Source organism: Streptomyces sp. NPDC001781 (assembly GCF_053596035.1).
Genome location: NZ_JBSFFI010000020.1, coordinates 100,174 through 115,978, shown reverse-complemented (window position 1 = coordinate 115,978; position 15,805 = coordinate 100,174). Strand labels below are relative to the sequence as shown.

Here is a 15,805-nt window from a genome sequence, read left to right as displayed (position 1 = left end):
GCGCGCGACGACGGCTACGGCGCCTCGCCGCGTTGTCGGATCGTCCGCATACGCCCAGTATGCGGACGACCCTCCGCCTTGCGATGCACCGCATCCGACGCCGCGCGCTGATCCACCAGGGATTACGGGACAGCCCTTAGGACGAGGTCTTGCCGCCGGTGACGGTCCGGCTTTATGGTCAATCTGACGATTAGTCGGGTGGCTGTGCGGCCGGACCAACGGGGCCGGGTCATGGGCGCCCGGAAGGACGTGACCCATGACCACCACGCCCGCAGGCGAACGCGCCGCCACCGGCTCCCTGCTCGGACTCGCCCTCGGCGACGCGCTGGGCTTCCCGACCGAGTTCGACGCCGTGCCCTCCATCCTCGCCAAGTGCGGACCCTGGCGGGAGATGGAGCTGCCGGGCCGCGCCCTCGTCTCCGACGACACGCAGATGACCCTCGCGCTCGGGCGCGCACTCCGTACGGCCACGGGCCGGGGCTCGCTCGCGCCGAAGCGGTTCCAGCGGCCGCTGCGCGAGGAGTTCGTCGACTGGTACCAGTCCCCGGAGAACAACCGCGCCCCCGGACGCACCTGTCTCACCGCCTGCGCGCTGCTGAAGGAGGAGGGGCGGGACTGGCGGGACGCGAGCCAGGTCGGTTCCAAGGGCTGCGGCGCCAACATGCGGGTCGCCCCGCTCGGCCTCGCCCCCCATCTGAGCGCCGAACAGCGCGCGGGCGCGGCCCAGTTGCAGTCCGCCCTCACCCACGGCCACCCCACCGCGCTGGCCGCCTCCGACCTCACCGCGCACGCTGTTTGGCTGCTGGCCTGGGGCGCCGACCCCGAAGGGCTGGTCGGCCGGCTGCGCTCCTACGCCCTCGACCACCGCACCCGCTACGACCACACCTGGCTCGGCGACCTGTGGAGGCGCGCCCACGACCCGAGCCCCGAACACTTCATCGCCCGGGGCTGGGACGAGTGCCTGGCGATCCTCGACCGTCTCCAGGACGCGGTCCGCACGGTCTCCCCGGAGACCGACCCCTGTCTCGTCACCGGCGAGGGCTGGATCGCCGAGGAGGCGCTGGCCACCGGCCTGCTCTGCTTCCTGCTCTTCCCCGGTGACCCCCTCCTGGCCCTGCGCCGGGCCGCCTGCACCTCGGGCGACTCCGACTCCATCGCCTGCCTGACCGGCGCCTTCGCGGGCGCGTGGCTGGGCGCGGACGCCTGGCCCGCCGACTGGGTGGACCGGATCGAGCACCGCGACGAACTGCTGGAGCTGGGCGCCCTCTGGGACGCCCGGAGCCTGTCCGCGACATAGCGTCACCGCGAGAGCCGGGCGAGACCTCGCGCACACCTCAGGGAATGTCCTGCCGGCCGGGCCGGGTTCAGGACCGGCAAGGCGCCCCCTGGGCGCCCGCCGCGGACGCCTGCCGGGCGCGGTACAGGAAGTCGGCCACCCGGGCCTCGTCCGGCTTCGGCGGGAGCGGGGTACGGAGCAGGGCCGCGTCGGTCTCCTCGGCCAGCCTGGCCATCCGCGTCTCGATCTCCGCCCAGGGAACTTCGCCCCGCTTCACCGCGAGGAGCGCCTCGCGCTCCTCGCCCACATCGAGGCGGAGTTCGCCGGTGCGCAGCAGGTCGCGGGCGCCGGCGAGCAGGCGAAGCAGGTGCATGGCGTGCTTCCAGCGCGGGGCGCCGGTGGTGCGGACGTCGGCGTCCAGCTTGCGGCGCTGGCCGAGGGCGTAGCCGGTGAAGGTGGCGTGCACCTGACGAGAGAGGAACGCCCCGCGCAGGGAGAGCAGTTCGCGGCCGGTGTCGTCGACGTGCTCGACCAGCGGGGAGTGCAGGCACTCCAGGATGTTCGGGTCGGCCCGCAGTCCCAGTCCGCAGAAGCGCTCCAGCTCCCAGGAGAACCGCTCCTCGCCCGGCCCCTCGACATGCGTCGGCGGCTTCTCGAACCGCCAGAACAGCGGGGTCGGGACCAGGAACACGCCCCGCCGGTCGGTGTCGCTGGTACCGGTGGCCAGGCCGAAGGCACGCGAGCCCATGACGCAGGCGTAGACGGTGTGGTCGCGGACCAGGTCGGCGGGGCGCATGCGGGGGAGCGTACGCGGCGGGTCAGGCCAGGTGCACCGTGTTTCCGTGCACCACGACCTTCTTGGCGGGCAGCGGCTCGGTGGCCGGGCCGTGCGCGACCGAGCCGTCGGAGATACGGAACCTGCTGCCGTGGCACGGGCAGTCGGCGGTGCCGTCCGCGACCTTGTTCAGAGTGCATCCCTGGTGGGTGCAGATGGCGGAGAACGCCTTGTACTGGCCCTTCTCGGGCTGCGTCACCAGCACCTTCTCCGCGGTGAAGACCTTGCCGCCGCCCACGGGGATCTCGCCGACGTCTCCCAGCGCCTGCCCGTCACCGGAGCCGGAGGAGGCGGAACCGGAGGCCGAGGCGCTCTCTCCGCCGGGGGAGGTGCTGGCGGTGGCCGAGGAACTGCCGCCGTCGCCGCCGCATCCCGCACAGCAGGCGGCGAGCGTGGCGGCCCCCGTGGCGAGAAGCGTGCGCCGGGTCGCGGGCTGGGTCATGTCGTCACTCCGAGAGGTTCAAAGGGCGGAAAACAGATGAAAAAGGGACGGAAAACCCCAGACCCCCGGCATCCTGGCACCGAACACCGTCCGGACGAAGCAGGTGGCAGCGGGTCGGAGCCCGCCTCGGCCGAACGGGCGCCCCTCCCGTCGCCCGGTCGGCCTCCGTCCGGCCCGCCCTTAGGCTGGACGCCGTAAGAAGCCGGCGCCGCGCCGGCGCCGCCGCCCCGCACAAGGACATCGCCCAGTGAGAACCGCACTCGTCATCGGCACCGGGCTGATCGGGACCTCGGCCGCGCTCGCCCTCGCGCAGCGGGGCGTCACCGTCCACCTCGCCGACCACGACCCGGCGCAGGCCCGTACCGCCGCCGCCCTCGGCGCCGGAACCGACGAGACGCCGCAGCGGCGGGTCGACCTCGCGCTCGTCGCCGCGCCGCCCGCGCACGTCGCCACGGTGCTCGCCGACGCCATGCGCCGCGACATCGCGCACGGCTACCTGGACGTGGCCAGCGTGAAGGGCGGCCCGCGCCGCGAACTGGAGGCCCTCGGCCTCGACGACGGCGTGCTGGCCCGCTACCTCGGCACCCATCCCATGTCCGGGCGGGAGAAGTCCGGCCCGCTGGCCGCCACCGCCGACCTCTTCGAGGGCCGTCCGTGGGTGCTGACCCCGACCCGCGACACCGACACCGAGGTGCTGAACCTCGCCCTCGAACTGGTCTCGCACTGCCGTGCCGTCCCGGTCGTGATGGACGCCGACGCCCACGACCGCGCCGTCGCGCTCGTCTCCCACATGCCGCACCTGGTCTCCAGCCTCGTCGCCGCCCGGCTGGAGAACGCCGAGGAGGCCGCCGTACGGCTGTGCGGGCAGGGCATCCGGGACGTCACCCGGATCGCGGCCTCCGACCCCCGGATGTGGATCGACATCCTCTCCGCCAACCCCGGCCCCGTGGCCGACCTCCTCACCGACGTCTCCGCAGACCTGGACGAGACCGTGCGCGCGCTGCGGGCCCTGCAGTCCGCGGACGAGGACAAGCGGCGCACCGGCGGCGCCGGGATCGAGGACGTGCTCCGCCGGGGCAACGCCGGCCAGGTCCGGGTCCCCGGCAAGCACGGCTCCGCCCCGCGCGCGTACGAGACCGTCACGGTCCTCATCAACGACCAGCCCGGCCAGCTCGCCCGCATCTTCGCCGACGCCGGACGTGCCGGGGTCAACGTCGAGGACGTCCGCATCGAGCACGCCACCGGACAGCAGGCGGGGCACATCCAGCTCATGGTCGAACCGGGTGCCGCGCCCGTCCTCACCGAGGCGCTGCGCGAGCGGGGCTGGGCCCTGCGGCAGTAGCGCGGACCCCCGGCGGTCACGCGGCGCACGTGCGTCCGTACGAGTGACCCACACCCAGTAACCTTGTGCGGGGCGCCCTCGCGTCCCGCCACCCGACCGACACCCTTCACCAGGAAGGTGCCCTCCCGTGGAAAACGGCGCCGCCCCGACCGCACAGCCCGTGATCGTAGCGATCGACGGCCCCTCCGGCACGGGCAAGTCGAGCACGTCCAAGGCCGTGGCCGCGCAGCTCGGCCTCAGCTACCTGGACACCGGCGCCCAGTACCGGGCGATCACCTGGTGGATGGTGACCAACGGCATCGACCTGGACGACCCGACCGCGATCGCCGCCGTCGCGGGCAAGCCGGAGATCGTCTCCGGCACCGACCCGCTGGCCCCGACCATCACGGTCGACGGCTACGACGTGGCCGGCCCGGTCCGCACCCAGGACGTGACCTCCAAGGTCAGCGCGGTCAGCGCGGTGCCCGAGGTGCGCACCCGGATCACCGAGCTGCAGCGCACGATCGCCACCTCCGCCGAGCCGGGCATCGTCGTCGAGGGCCGCGACATCGGTACCACCGTGCTGCCCGATGCCGACCTCAAGATCTTCCTCACCGCCTCCCCGGAGGCCCGCGCGGCCCGCCGGAGCGGCGAGCTGAAGGGCTCCGACGTCGCCGCCACCCGCGAGGCCCTGATCAAGCGGGACGCGGCCGACTCCAGCCGCAAGACCTCGCCGCTCGCCAAGGCGGACGACGCGGTCGAGGTGGACACCACCGAGCTGACCCTCGCCCAGGTCATCGAGTGCGTCGTCACGCTGGTCGAGGAGAAGCGGGCCGGGAAGTGAACGACCCGGCTCTGCCCTCGGAGCGGGGCGCCGAGATCGGCCGGCGCATCGGCGTCGGCCTGATGTACGGCCTGTGGCGGCCGCGCGTGCTGGGCGCCTGGAAGGTGCCCGCGAGCGGACCGGTGATCTTCGCCGTCAACCACTCGCACAACATCGACGGCCCCATGGTCATGGGCGTGGCGCCCAGGCCGACGCACTTCCTGATCAAGCAGGAGGCGTTCATCGGCCCGCTGGACCCCTTCCTGACCGGCATCGGCCAGCTCAAGGTGGACCGCACCAGCGCCGACCGCACAGCCATCGCCCGGGCGCTCGGCGTCCTGGAGAGCGGCGGCGTGCTGGGGATCTTCCCGGAGGGCACCCGGGGCGTGGGCGACTTCGCCTCGCTGCGTGCCGGGCTCGCCTACTTCGCGGTACGCGGCGGAGCACCGATCGTCCCGGTGGCCGTGCTCGGCAGCGCCGACAGGCCCGGCCGTCTGGTCAAGGCCCTGCCGCCGCTGCGCTCCCGCGTCGACGTGGTCTTCGGAGACCCGTTCGAGGCGGGTGACGACAGCGGGCGACGCACGCGCAAGGCGCTGGACGAGGCGACCGAGCGCATCCAGAAGCGGCTCACCGCACACCTGGAAAACGCCAGGCGTCTGACCGGGCGCTGGGCGACACTTGAGTAGTGGAACCGGCCCGGATCGGGCCACTTCCACCGATCACCACGAACGACGACGAGGTACGGACTTCATGAACGACCAGAACCAGCCCGACGGCTCGGCCGCGCACGAGTACGAGCACGGGGCTCTCGGCGACGCCGAGTACGCGGAGTTCATGCAGCTCGCCGCGGAAGAGGGCTTCGACATCGAGGACGTCGAGGGCGCCATCGACGAGGCGGGCCACGGCCCGCTTCCCGTACTCGCCGTCGTCGGCCGCCCCAATGTCGGCAAGTCGACCCTGGTGAACCGGATCATCGGCCGCCGCGAGGCGGTCGTCGAGGACAAGCCCGGCGTCACCCGCGACCGCGTCACCTACGAGGCGGAGTGGGCCGGCCGCCGGTTCAAGGTGGTCGACACCGGCGGCTGGGAGCAGGACGTCCTCGGCATCGACGCCTCCGTGGCCGCGCAGGCCGAGTACGCGATCGAGGCCGCCGACGCGGTCGTCTTCGTGGTGGACGCCAAGGTCGGCGCCACCGACACCGACGAGGCCGTGGTCCGGCTGCTGCGCAAGGCCGGCAAGCCGGTCGTGCTGGCCGCCAACAAGGTCGACGGCCTCTCCGGCGAGTCCGACGCGGCCTACCTGTGGTCCCTGGGCCTCGGTGAGCCGCACCCCGTCTCCGCCCTGCACGGCCGCGGCACCGGCGACATGCTGGACGCCGTCCTGGAGGCGCTGCCGGACGCGCCCGCGCAGACCTTCGGCGGCGCCGGCGTCGGAGGCCCCCGCCGCATCGCGCTGATCGGCCGCCCCAACGTCGGCAAGTCCTCCCTGCTCAACAAGGTCGCGGGCGAGGAGCGCGTCGTCGTCAACGAGCTGGCGGGCACCACCCGTGACCCGGTCGACGAGATGATCGAGCTGGGCGGCAAGACCTGGAAGTTCGTGGACACCGCCGGCATCCGCAAGCGCGTCCACCTCCAGCAGGGCGCCGACTACTACGCCTCGCTGCGTACGGCCGCCGCCGTGGAGAAGGCGGAGGTCGCGGTCATCCTGATCGACGGCTCCGAGAACATCTCGGTGCAGGACCAGCGCATCGTCACCATGGCCGTCGAGGCGGGCCGTGCGGTCGTCGTCGCCTTCAACAAGTGGGACACCCTCGACGAGGAGCGCCGGTACTACCTCGAGCGCGAGATCGAGACCGAGCTGGGCCAGATCGCCTGGGCCCCGCGCGTCAACGTCTCGGCCCGCACCGGCCGCCACATGGAGAAGCTGGTCCCGGCGATCGAGACCGCTCTCGAAGGCTGGGAGACCCGCGTCCCCACCGGCCGGCTGAACGCCTTCCTCGGTGAGCTGGCCGCCGCCCACCCGCACCCGGTCCGGGGCGGCAAGCAGCCGCGCATCCTGTTCGGCACTCAGGCCGGCACCAAGCCGCCGCGCTTCGTCCTCTTCGCCTCCGGCTTCATCGAGGCGGGCTACCGGCGCTTCATCGAGCGCCGCCTGCGCGAGGAGTTCGGCTTCGAGGGAACCCCGATCCACCTCTCGGTGCGGGTGCGCGAGAAGCGCGGCGCCAAGAAGAAGTAGGGGTATCCGCCACGGCGGAGACACACACGGTGAAGGGGCGGCCCGGTCTCTGTGGAGACGGGGCCGCCCCTTCGTGTCCGGCTCGGCCGGCCTCAGCTGCCCTGGCGCGGGGCCGGGGGGAGCGCCGGGGGTCCCGAGCCGTCCGGCTGGGCCCGCCCGATCGTGCCGATCCGCTGCCACTGGGACTGCTGGGACTGCTGCCGTGCGCTGTACGCCCCCGCGCTGTAGGCGCTGTAGGAGCTGCTGAACGACCCCGGCCGGTGCCCGCCGTACGAGCCCGTGCTCTGCGGGAGGTTCCCGAAGGCGGTGAAGCCCAGGTTCTCCTCGCCGCTGCGGTCCCCGGGCAGCGTACGGAAGGTCTTGACCCACTCCGCGTACAGCGTGTCGTAGATCGGCGTGGACGAGGGCCCGCCGGAGTTCTCCTGCCCGGACCGGGCGACGGGAACGGGGGACAGGGCGGGCCGGCGGGGAGAGGCGTCGTATGGGTGCACGTATGTCCAAACGACGGTGCACCCAAAGGGATGCGGTCACGCGGAGGGCTCTCGGGGGTGCGCCGGACAGCACGATCGGCCGTGCCGCCCCCGAGGGGACGGCACGGCCGGTGTCCGGGACAGCGGTGGGCTCAGGTGCCGGCGAGGGGGAGGGCGGCGGCGACCAGGCGGCCGTTGGCGGCGGCCTTGTCCAGGGCGTCGCGGAGCAGGTCCTCGCGGGGCTGGCGTCCGATGGAGCCGACCGGGGCCGCGAACATCAGCACCTGCTGGTGCTTGTTGGCGGCGGCCCGCCAGCTGTCGGTGACCTGGAGCGGCTGGTGCGCCTGCCACCAGGCCACCGGCTGACTGCCGTGCGGGCCCGGCTGCAGCACCGCGTGGAGCTGGCCCACGGCGAGCAGCACCGACCAGCCGTGCAGCACCGGAGGGACGGCGTCGAGCGCGGTGACCGGCATGAAGCCCTGCTCGATGAGGAGAGGGAGGAAGTCGTCCCCGCCCCCGGTGGCACCGGGCCGCGCGATGGGCGCGGTCGGCTCGACGACGAGCGCCGGGTGCAACTCGCCCTCGATCAGCACCAGTCCGCTGGTCACCCCGAGCACGGCGGGCTCGGGGGCGGTCCGGTGGGACTGCTCCTGCTCCCGGGGGTCCGACTCGCCGCCGATGGAGCGGACGGCACCCTGCAACTGCTCCTCGGTGACCTGCACGACCTGCGAGGGCAGACAGCCCGCGTGGGCGAAGGCGAGGACGGCGGTCTCGTCCCCGACGAACAGGACGGTGCTGGTGCGTTCCTGCTCGGAGTCCCCCGGAGTGCGGCAGGACGTGCAGTCGTAACTGCCCGGAGCGTTGGCTCCGGTGAGCAGCCGGTCGGCTTCTTCGTCGCCGATCTCGGCGCGTACGGCGTCACTGACGTCGAGCATGCGCGGCACGGTGGCTCCCTCGGGATGCGCGCGGTCGGCCGGGTGGCTCCCGGTCGCTGAGCCTTGGGATCGCGGGCTCATGCAGAAGACAACGGGCGTCCTGTGGTGGGGGTCACGCCCAAGGGGGAACGGAATCGAACCGGTCTGCGCGCAGGGTCACTTTCGACGCGGAATCGGACACTCCCCGTCAACTCCGTACACGGTCAAGGAACTTGAAAGGGTGAGGTGCGTCACGGGCAGGTGCCTCCCATGGTTGACATGTACTGAAATAAACGTATGAAGTGGTTGGCCGGAAATCGCTGATACTGGCGGTAACCGCCAACTGGCCTGGCTCTACGGGTCGTTGTTGAAATGCGGTACCTGTCCTCCTTAGATTCCTTCGCCGTGTGCAACTAGCACCGCTCGGGTAGGTCCGCCGCCCGGCGCCGGGCCCGGCAGGGCCACGGCACCGGTCACCGGTGGACGGGGCGGGCGCGAGGAACCGCGGTCCGACGCGGCGAGCCGTGCCCCGCCCAGGGGGAGCCCGGGTTCGTGGAGAGGGAACTGCATGTCCGAGTGTGCCGATACGACCCGTCCGACCGCCCGTAAGGGCCGCACGACGGCCGCCCTCGCCGGGGCCGCGCTGCTCGCCCCGCTGGGGCTGCTGGCAGCCTCCGGAGAGGCGCAGGCGGCGGACAACGGAGTCTGGGACCGCATCGCCCGGTGCGAGAGCGGCGGCAACTGGCACATCAACACCGGCAACGGCTACTACGGCGGGCTCCAGTTCTCCGCCAGTACGTGGCGTGCCTACGGTGGCGGCGCCTACGCCGCCACCGCGGACCAGGCGTCGAGAAGCGCGCAGATCGCCGTGGCGTCCAAGGTCCAGCAGGCCCAGGGCTGGGGCGCCTGGCCGGTCTGCTCCGGCCGCGCGGGGGCCTACGGCTCCGCACCGTCCAGCGCCTCGGCCTCGGGCGGCGGAACCGACAAGGGCGTGACGAGGAAGTCCGCTCCCGTCCGGTCCACGCCCGCGCCCGCGCGGTCCGCCCGGACCCCGCAGCGCCCGGCGACGACCCACGCCGACCGGGGAGCCGGCCGGGGCGGCTACATCGTCCGCCAGGGCGACACGCTGAGCACCATCGCCGCCCGGCACGGGGTGAGCTGGCAGCGGGTCTACGAGGCCAACCGGTCGGTCATCGGGGCCGACCCGGACATGATCGTGCCGGGGCAGCGTCTCGCGCTCTGACGCGAGGCGCCGCCCCGACGGCAACGGCCGCCGCCCTCCGGAGGGCGGCGGCCGTTCGCATGTCGGTTCGCGAGGAGAGCCCGTGCATTTCCTGTGCGGCGTCAGCTCCGGTGCGTCGGCACCATATTTCGCGGGAAAAACATCCCGGTCCTGTTCCCGACCGGTTCCGGTGCGTGCCCCGACGCATTACGGGCGTTAATTGGGCGCCGTGACGACCGGCACAGGAAAATTCTGTTCGATTACCCCGTGAAGGTGAACGGAAACCCCCATACGTGTGACGGAGTACGCGGGTTACCGGTACCGGGAGCTGTGACAGAAGTGTGACCGGGCTGCCTGGCGACGTGTGCCTTCCGCTGTCGGCGCGGGCCGCCTAGCGTGACCGCATGGCACAGATTCCCGCTCCGCAGCCGGAGCCGCAGGACACCCTGGAAAGCTACGTCGGCCTGCCCCCGGAGGACGCCGACCGGCGCGCCCGGAGCCGGGGCTGGCAGACCGTGCGGGCGCTGCCGCCCGGCGCGATCATCACCATGGAGTACCGCACGGGCCGCCTCAACTTCGAGGTGAAGGACGGCCGGGTCGCCCGCGTCTGGAAGGGCTGACCCGGGCCGTCAGGGCCGCGCCGCCTGCGACGCGCCGCGCGGGAGCCGGTCCGCGTGCGGCGGACGCCGGCTGCCCGCCGGGGTGACCGGGGTCCGCTCGGAGCGGGTGGTGTGCGGGCCCGGCGCCAGATGGACCGGCGGCCTGGACCCCCGCGTCGCCGTGACGGCCTCCCGCGCAGGTACGGACGGCTCGGCGGCCTTGGCCAGCGGCCGGAGCGCCACCGGGGCGAGCGGCGCGGCCGGCGCGGGCACGGTGTGCCGCCGGCGGGCGCGCAGCCGGTCCCGCAGCGCGAACAGCGCGTTCTCCGCGCGGGAGACCAGCGGCTCGAACCAGGGGAGCGCCAGCAGGATCAGCAGCCCGGCGGCCCAGCCCAGCAGCACGTCGCTCAGCCAGTGCGTACCGAGGTAGACGGTGGTGAGGCCGACGCCGAGCGAGGTGATCGCGGAGAGCGCGGAAAGCCAGCGGCGCGCCCTGGCCGTGGAGGCCAGATAGGCCAGGATGCCCCAGGTCACGACCGCGTTGGCGGTGTGACCCGAGGGAAATATGTCTCCGCCCAGGCCCATCTCGTTCGAGCCGATCACGGTGGCGTAGTGAGGTCCGAGCCGGCCCATGCCCAGCTTGGCGGCGCCGACCGTGATGTTCAGCAGGAGCAGCGAGGCGGCCAGGGTCAGCAGCGGACGGACCGTGTGCTGCCGCCAGGAGCGCCAGCCGAGCCAGGCCGCGACCATCACCGCGGTCGGGCCGCGCTGGCCGAGCACCACGTAGTAGTCGAGGAAGGCGTGGATCCCGGGCCACTGCTGGTAGGGGCGGAAGAACATGACCCGCCAGTCCAGCCGGACCAGCCAGGACGTGGTGATCACGGCCCACACGATCGCCAGGTAGAAGGCCAGGGTCGAGGAGAACAGCACGGCCCGGTGCCGCGACATCCGCGGCACGTCGATATGGGCCGGCCGTTCCGGCTCACGGTCCAGCCTGGCGAACACCCGGTCCAGACGCCGGGTGAGCTTTCGTTCGGTACGCACCCAATCGACGTTACAGCGAGTGAGCTGTCCACCCGGTCGGTACTGGGGCTTTGTGATGACGATGTGATGTGGGAAACCTCTCAGGAACCCCTTGAATTCCTGCACGTCGTCAATATCGCCGGAGCGGTCCCCGCAATTACCCCGGATCTCACCGGGGGATTTTTTATGGCGCTTTTAATTCGTTCACCGAAAGGTGGGCCGGTATTCGGCGGGCGCTCACCCGGCCGGCCGGGTCCCTCAGGGCGGCCCGGAGCCGTTCAGCCACACCGCGCCGTACACCGCCGCGCCGGCCGCGAGCGCGCCGACCAGCAGCGCTACACGGGCCGGGCGAGCGCGGGCCAGGGCCTCGGCAAGCGGGAACAGCAGCGGGAAGGCGGGCAGCAGCAGCCGTGGCTTGGAGCCGAAGTAGCTCGACGCGCACAGGGCCAGCGCCAGCACGACCCCGCTGTAGACCAGCAGCGCGAGCGGCTGCCCGCGGCGCACCCCGGCCGCGTACAGCCACAGCAGCAGGACGACGCCGACGATCAGGGCGACGCCCGCGAGGGCCGACGGGAAGTGGGTGAGCATGCCGCCGACGAAGCGGGCGAAGGCGTATCCGCCGTCGAACCCGTTGCGCCACCCCGCCTGGACGTCGAGATAACCGAGCGGGCCGTCCCCGGTGCGGTGGCCCACCCACAGGACGTACGCCGCCGCGCCCAGCGGGGCCAGGGCCGCGCCCAGCACCCGGCGCCAGGCGGGGGCGCGCGCCCCGTCCGCGCTTCCGGTCCGCCCGAACGAGGCGGCGGCCGTCACCCACACCGCCGCGACCAGCGCCGCCCCCACCGGCCGGGTCAGCCCCGCGAGCGCCGCCAGCACCCCCGCCGTCACCCAGCGCCCGGACACCAGCGCGAACAGTGACCAGGCGGCCAGGGCGGTGAACAGGGACTCGCTGTACGCCATCGACTGCACGATCCCTACCGGCAGCACCGCCCACAGCAGCACCGCGCACACCCCGGTCCGCGCCCCGTACAGCCGGTCCGCCAGCGCGAAGATCCCGCCCGCCGCCGCCAGCGAGGCCACCGCGGAGACGGCGAGCCCCGCGTCCGCGTACGACAGCGGGGTCAATGCGTGCAGCAGCCGCTCCAGCCAGGGGAGCAGGGGGAAGAAGGCGAGGTCGGAGTGGACGTCGCCGCCCGGCAGCCGGACCTCGTGGCCGTAGCCGGCCCCGGCGATCCGTGCGTACCAGAGGGAGTCCCAGCGGGCGGAGAGCAGCCGGTGCGCGCTCGTGTCCCGCGCCGCGCTCCACACGGCCAGCACGGCCAGCCCCAGCGCCCGGACTCCCGCGTACCCCAGCAGCGCCGGCATGGCCCGGCGGGGGAGGGAGGGCACGGGCGGGGCCGCCCGGGTGGCTGTCTCGGTCACGGGCCGATTATCGACGCCCGCGCGGGGCGCCCCCTCATCCGCCGGTGACCCCGGGTGGCGAGGTGGCGCACGCCACACCGATCGGGGCACAACCGTGAGAGGTCCACCACGTGACCTGGGCATGAACTCGCGTACGCTGACGAGCCACCCGCGTGGGTCCGGGCGGGCCTTCGGGCACCGCTCCTCTCCGGCCGTACGGCGTGGAGAGCCCCACTCCGCCGCACGCGAGGACTCTTCTGGGAGGTACGTACATGTCCGGGACGACCACGGCCGCCGTCCGGCCGTCCCGCGGGACGACCGGGGCCGGAGCCAACCGCTGGGTCGTCCTCGTCGTCCTCTGCGTCAGCCTGCTGCTCGTCGCTGTCGACGCCACCGTCCTGCACGTTGCGGTCCCCGCCGTCACCGAGGACCTCCGGCCCGGCGCGGTCGAACTGCTCTGGATCGTCGACATCTACCCCCTGGTCTGCGCCTCGCTGCTGATCCTCTTCGGCACGCTGGGCGACCGGGTAGGACGCAGACGCGTTCTGCTGCTCGGCTACGCCCTGTTCGGCGTGGCCTCGGCGCTCGCCGCCCTCGCCCACAACGGCGAGACGCTGATCCTGGCCCGCGCGCTGCTCGGCGTCGGCGGCGCCATGATCATGCCCGCCACGCTGTCCATCCTGCGCCAGGTCTTCCCCGACCGGCGCGAACGGGCACTCGCCATCGGTATCTGGAGCGCGGTCGCCGCCGTCGGCGCGGCCGTCGGCCCGCTGCTCGGCGGGTTCCTGCTGGAGCACTTCTGGTGGGGCTCGGTCTTCCTGGTCAACATCCCGCTGATGCTGGTGAGCCTGCCCGTCGGCCGGATGCTGCTGCCCGAGTCCCGCGGCGAGCGCGACGGCCCCTGGGACGTCGTCGGCGCCCTGATGGCGGCGGGCGGCCTCTTCGGCGTCGTCCTCGGCGTCAAGCGCCTCGGCGGCGGCGAGGACGTGACCGGACCGCTCACCCTGGTGCCGCTCCTGGTGGGTGCGGCCCTGCTCGTCCTCTTCGTCCGGCGCCAGTCGCACCGCGCCCACCCGCTGGTCGACCTCAGCATGTTCCGGCGACCCGCCTTCAGCACCTCGGTGGGCTGCATCGTGCTCGCCATGCTGGCCCTGGTCGGCCTGGAGCTGATCGCCGCGCAGTACCTCCAGCTCGTACTGGGCCTGTCCCCGCTCCAGACCGGACTGCGGCTGCTCCCGCTCACCGTCGCCGCCATGGCGGCGGGCCTCGGCGGCGCCCGCGTGCTGCGCGGTCTCGGGCCGCGCCGGATGGTCTGCGCCGGCTTCGTCCTCACCGCCGCCGCCGTCCTCACCCTCACCGCGATGGGCGGCCACGACAACACCCCGCTGCTCCTCACCGGCTTCGTACTGCTCGGCTTCGGCCTGGAGACCACTCTCTTCGGGGCCTACGAGTCCATGCTCAGCGAGGCCCCGGCGGACCGGGCCGGCGGCGCCGCCGCCATCGGCGAGACCTCCTACCAACTGGGCGCCGGCATCGGCATCGCCCTGCTCGGCAGCGTCATGAACGCCGCCTACGCCCCCGCCCTCGACTCGGTGCCCGGCGTCCCGGCCGCCGCCTCCTCCGCCGCGGGCCGCTCGCTGGGCGAGGCGTACGAGGTCGCCGCCCGGCTCGGCGGTCCCGCCGGGGCCGCGCTGCGGCACGCCGCCCGTGACTCCTTCGTGCACGGACTGCATGTGACGCTGCTGGTCAGCGCCGGTCTGCTGCTGCTCGGCGCGCTGATGGCGCTTCGGCTGCCCCGCGTCATGAACTGCGCCGCGGAGGACGTCCGGGCGCCGGAACCGGCCGCCGGAAGCCCCGTACCGCTCGCCAAGGGCGAACTGCCCGCACCGCGGGCGGCCGGCAAACCCAGGGTCTCCGCCTGACCTCCGGCCCGGTCGCTCTGGACGTGCGGCGTGCTCGGCCGTAACGTCGGCCTGGCATATGTGACTAGCGGTGCTAGTTTTTGCCCCGCACAGGTCCTGAGCCGCAGAGTGCCGGAGGGTGTTCCCATGTCCGCGTCCCCGAAGCAGCCCGCGTTCGACCCCGTCGACCCGCTCGGCCTCGACGACCTCCTCGACCCCGAAGACCTCGCCGTCCGCGACACCGTCCGCTCCTGGGCGGCCGACCGCGTGCTGCCCCACGTGGCCGACTGGTACGAGAAGGGCGAGCTGCCCGGCATCCGGGAGCTGGCCCGCGAACTCGGTTCGATCGGCGCCCTCGGCATGTCCCTGACCGGGTACGGCTGTGCGGGCGCGACGTCCGTGCAGTACGGCCTGGCCTGCCTGGAGCTGGAGGCCGCCGACTCCGGCATCCGCTCCCTGGTCTCGGTCCAGGGCTCGCTCGCCATGTACGCGATCCACCGGTACGGCAGCGAGGAGCAGAAGAACGAGTGGCTGCCCCGGATGGCCTCCGGCGAGGTCATCGGCTGCTTCGGGCTGACCGAGCCGGACCACGGCTCCGACCCCGCCGGCATGCGGACCTTCGCCAAGCGGGACGGCGACGACTGGGTGCTCAGCGGCCGCAAGATGTGGATCACCAACGGCTCGGTGGCCGGGGTCGCGGTGGTCTGGGCGCGCACCGACGACGGCATCCGGGGTTTTGTCGTCCCCACCGACCGGCCCGGGTTCTCGGCGCCGGAGATCAAGCACAAGTGGTCGCTGCGGGCCTCGGTCACCAGTGAACTCGTGCTGGACGACGTACGGCTGCCCGCCGAAGCGGTGCTCCCCGGCGTCACCGGGCTGCGCGGGCCGCTCGGCTGCCTCTCGCACGCCCGGTACGGCATCGTCTGGGGCTCGATGGGCGCCGCCCGTGCCAGCTTCGAGGCCGCGCTGGACTACGCGCGGACCCGGGAGCAGTTCGGGCGGCCCATCGGCGGCTTCCAGCTCACCCAGGCCAAGCTCGCCGACATGGCGGTCGAGCTGCACAAGGGAATCCTGCTCGCCCACCATCTGGGGCGGCGGATGGACGCCGGGAAGCTGCGGCCGGAGCAGATCAGTTTCGGCAAGCTGAACAACGTCCGCGAGGCCATCGAGATCTGCCGCACGGCGCGGACGATCCTCGGTGCCAACGGGATCTCGCTCGAGTACCCGGTGATGCGGCACGCGACGAACCTGGAGTCGGTGCTCACCTACGAGGGCACCGCGGAGATGCACCAGCTCGTACTGGGCAAGGCGCTCACCGGGCTCGACGCCTTCCGGTGAGCCCC

General features: G+C 73.0%; 15 protein-coding genes. 9 read left to right on the top strand and 6 right to left on the bottom strand.

Annotation, left to right across the window (positions count from 1 at the left end; translation table 11 throughout):
- The first annotated feature begins 256 nt into the window (after positions 1-256).
- The gene (locus tag ACWCV3_RS19785) at positions 257-1,297 is read left to right on the top strand and encodes an ADP-ribosylglycohydrolase family protein (RefSeq protein WP_451225498.1); all 1,041 of its coding nucleotides are present in this window, start codon (positions 257-259) and stop codon (positions 1,295-1,297) included.
- A gap of 67 nt (positions 1,298-1,364) precedes the next feature.
- Here ACWCV3_RS19785 and ACWCV3_RS19780 read toward each other — a convergent pair whose 3' ends face one another.
- Together ACWCV3_RS19780 and ACWCV3_RS19775 are read right to left on the bottom strand one after the other, a co-directional pair.
- Positions 1,365-2,072, bottom strand: coding sequence for a nucleotidyltransferase domain-containing protein (locus ACWCV3_RS19780; RefSeq protein WP_451225495.1), 708 nt, complete (start codon positions 2,070-2,072; stop codon positions 1,365-1,367).
- 22 nt (positions 2,073-2,094) lie between these two features.
- The gene (locus tag ACWCV3_RS19775) at positions 2,095-2,553 is read right to left on the bottom strand and encodes a Rieske (2Fe-2S) protein (protein ID WP_451225492.1); all 459 of its coding nucleotides are present in this window, start codon (positions 2,551-2,553) and stop codon (positions 2,095-2,097) included.
- 247 nt (positions 2,554-2,800) lie between these two features.
- Between ACWCV3_RS19775 and ACWCV3_RS19770 the strand changes: the two genes are divergently transcribed.
- The 4 genes from ACWCV3_RS19770 (at position 2,801) to der (ending at position 6,932) form a co-directional block, all read left to right on the top strand.
- Positions 2,801-3,895 (top strand): prephenate dehydrogenase, encoded by a 1,095-nt coding sequence (locus tag ACWCV3_RS19770; protein WP_451225490.1) that lies wholly within the window; start codon positions 2,801-2,803, stop codon positions 3,893-3,895.
- A gap of 127 nt (positions 3,896-4,022) precedes the next feature.
- On the top strand, positions 4,023-4,718 hold the full coding sequence (gene cmk / locus ACWCV3_RS19765; protein WP_451225487.1) for a (d)CMP kinase: 696 nt from the start codon (positions 4,023-4,025) through the stop codon (positions 4,716-4,718).
- A 62-nt stretch (positions 4,719-4,780) separates the two neighbouring features.
- Positions 4,781-5,383 carry a lysophospholipid acyltransferase family protein gene (locus ACWCV3_RS19760; protein WP_451225526.1) on the top strand — a complete coding sequence of 201 codons (603 nt, stop codon included), beginning with the start codon at positions 4,781-4,783 and terminating at the stop codon, positions 5,381-5,383.
- Between the two features lie 64 nt (positions 5,384-5,447).
- Positions 5,448-6,932, top strand: a complete 1,485-nt coding sequence (gene der, locus ACWCV3_RS19755; RefSeq protein WP_451225484.1) for a ribosome biogenesis GTPase Der — start codon at positions 5,448-5,450, stop codon at positions 6,930-6,932.
- Between the two features lie 92 nt (positions 6,933-7,024).
- On the opposite strand, the gene ACWCV3_RS19750 is transcribed toward der, so the two are convergent.
- Both ACWCV3_RS19750 and ACWCV3_RS19745 read right to left on the bottom strand, forming a co-directional pair.
- Positions 7,025-7,423: a hypothetical protein gene (locus ACWCV3_RS19750; RefSeq protein ID WP_451225481.1), complete on the bottom strand. Its 399-nt coding sequence runs from the start codon at positions 7,421-7,423 to the stop codon at positions 7,025-7,027.
- 131 nt (positions 7,424-7,554) lie between these two features.
- Positions 7,555-8,346: a hypothetical protein gene (locus ACWCV3_RS19745; RefSeq protein ID WP_451225478.1), complete on the bottom strand. Its 792-nt coding sequence runs from the start codon at positions 8,344-8,346 to the stop codon at positions 7,555-7,557.
- Between the two features lie 538 nt (positions 8,347-8,884).
- On the opposite strand from ACWCV3_RS19745, the gene ACWCV3_RS19740 reads away from it, so the two are divergent.
- Together ACWCV3_RS19740 and ACWCV3_RS19735 are read left to right on the top strand one after the other, a co-directional pair.
- On the top strand, positions 8,885-9,559 hold the full coding sequence (locus ACWCV3_RS19740) for a LysM peptidoglycan-binding domain-containing protein (RefSeq protein WP_451225475.1): 675 nt from the start codon (positions 8,885-8,887) through the stop codon (positions 9,557-9,559).
- A gap of 383 nt (positions 9,560-9,942) precedes the next feature.
- Positions 9,943-10,158 (top strand): I78 family peptidase inhibitor, encoded by a 216-nt coding sequence (locus ACWCV3_RS19735; RefSeq protein ID WP_451225472.1) that lies wholly within the window; start codon positions 9,943-9,945, stop codon positions 10,156-10,158.
- A 9-nt stretch (positions 10,159-10,167) separates the two neighbouring features.
- Here the strand turns inward: ACWCV3_RS19735 and ACWCV3_RS19730 are convergent, their stop codons facing one another.
- Both ACWCV3_RS19730 and ACWCV3_RS19725 read right to left on the bottom strand, forming a co-directional pair.
- A complete protein-coding gene (locus ACWCV3_RS19730) occupies positions 10,168-11,181 on the bottom strand; it encodes a phosphatase PAP2 family protein (protein WP_451225469.1) in 1,014 nt (337 codons plus the stop codon).
- Positions 11,182-11,418: 237 nt separating this feature from the next.
- Entirely contained in the window at positions 11,419-12,582 is a 1,164-nt protein-coding gene (locus ACWCV3_RS19725) for a glycosyltransferase family 39 protein (RefSeq protein WP_451225466.1), read from the bottom strand.
- A gap of 251 nt (positions 12,583-12,833) precedes the next feature.
- Here ACWCV3_RS19725 and ACWCV3_RS19720 point away from each other — a divergent pair, with 251 nt between their 5' ends.
- Both ACWCV3_RS19720 and ACWCV3_RS19715 read left to right on the top strand, forming a co-directional pair.
- Positions 12,834-14,483 (top strand): MFS transporter, encoded by a 1,650-nt coding sequence (locus ACWCV3_RS19720; protein ID WP_451225463.1) that lies wholly within the window; start codon positions 12,834-12,836, stop codon positions 14,481-14,483.
- Positions 14,484-14,609: 126 nt separating this feature from the next.
- Positions 14,610-15,800, top strand: a complete 1,191-nt coding sequence (locus ACWCV3_RS19715; protein ID WP_451225460.1) for an acyl-CoA dehydrogenase family protein — start codon at positions 14,610-14,612, stop codon at positions 15,798-15,800.
- Positions 15,801-15,805: the final 5 nt, after the last annotated feature.

What these genes read in the sequence shown, in the direction of transcription:
- ACWCV3_RS19785 (WP_451225498.1), top strand. Translation starts at nt 257, where the DNA reads ATGACCACCACGCCCGCAGGCGAACGCGCCGCCACCGGCTCCCTGCTC.
- ACWCV3_RS19780 (WP_451225495.1), bottom strand. Translation starts at nt 2,072, where the DNA reads ATGCGCCCCGCCGACCTGGTCCGCGACCACACCGTCTACGCCTGCGTC.
- ACWCV3_RS19775 (WP_451225492.1), bottom strand. Translation starts at nt 2,553, where the DNA reads ATGACCCAGCCCGCGACCCGGCGCACGCTTCTCGCCACGGGGGCCGCC.
- ACWCV3_RS19760 (WP_451225526.1), top strand. Translation starts at nt 4,781, where the DNA reads ATGTACGGCCTGTGGCGGCCGCGCGTGCTGGGCGCCTGGAAGGTGCCC.
- der (WP_451225484.1), top strand. Translation starts at nt 5,448, where the DNA reads ATGAACGACCAGAACCAGCCCGACGGCTCGGCCGCGCACGAGTACGAG.
- ACWCV3_RS19740 (WP_451225475.1), top strand. Translation starts at nt 8,885, where the DNA reads ATGTCCGAGTGTGCCGATACGACCCGTCCGACCGCCCGTAAGGGCCGC.
- ACWCV3_RS19735 (WP_451225472.1), top strand. Translation starts at nt 9,943, where the DNA reads ATGGCACAGATTCCCGCTCCGCAGCCGGAGCCGCAGGACACCCTGGAA.
- ACWCV3_RS19720 (WP_451225463.1), top strand. Translation starts at nt 12,834, where the DNA reads ATGTCCGGGACGACCACGGCCGCCGTCCGGCCGTCCCGCGGGACGACC.
- ACWCV3_RS19715 (WP_451225460.1), top strand. Translation starts at nt 14,610, where the DNA reads ATGTCCGCGTCCCCGAAGCAGCCCGCGTTCGACCCCGTCGACCCGCTC.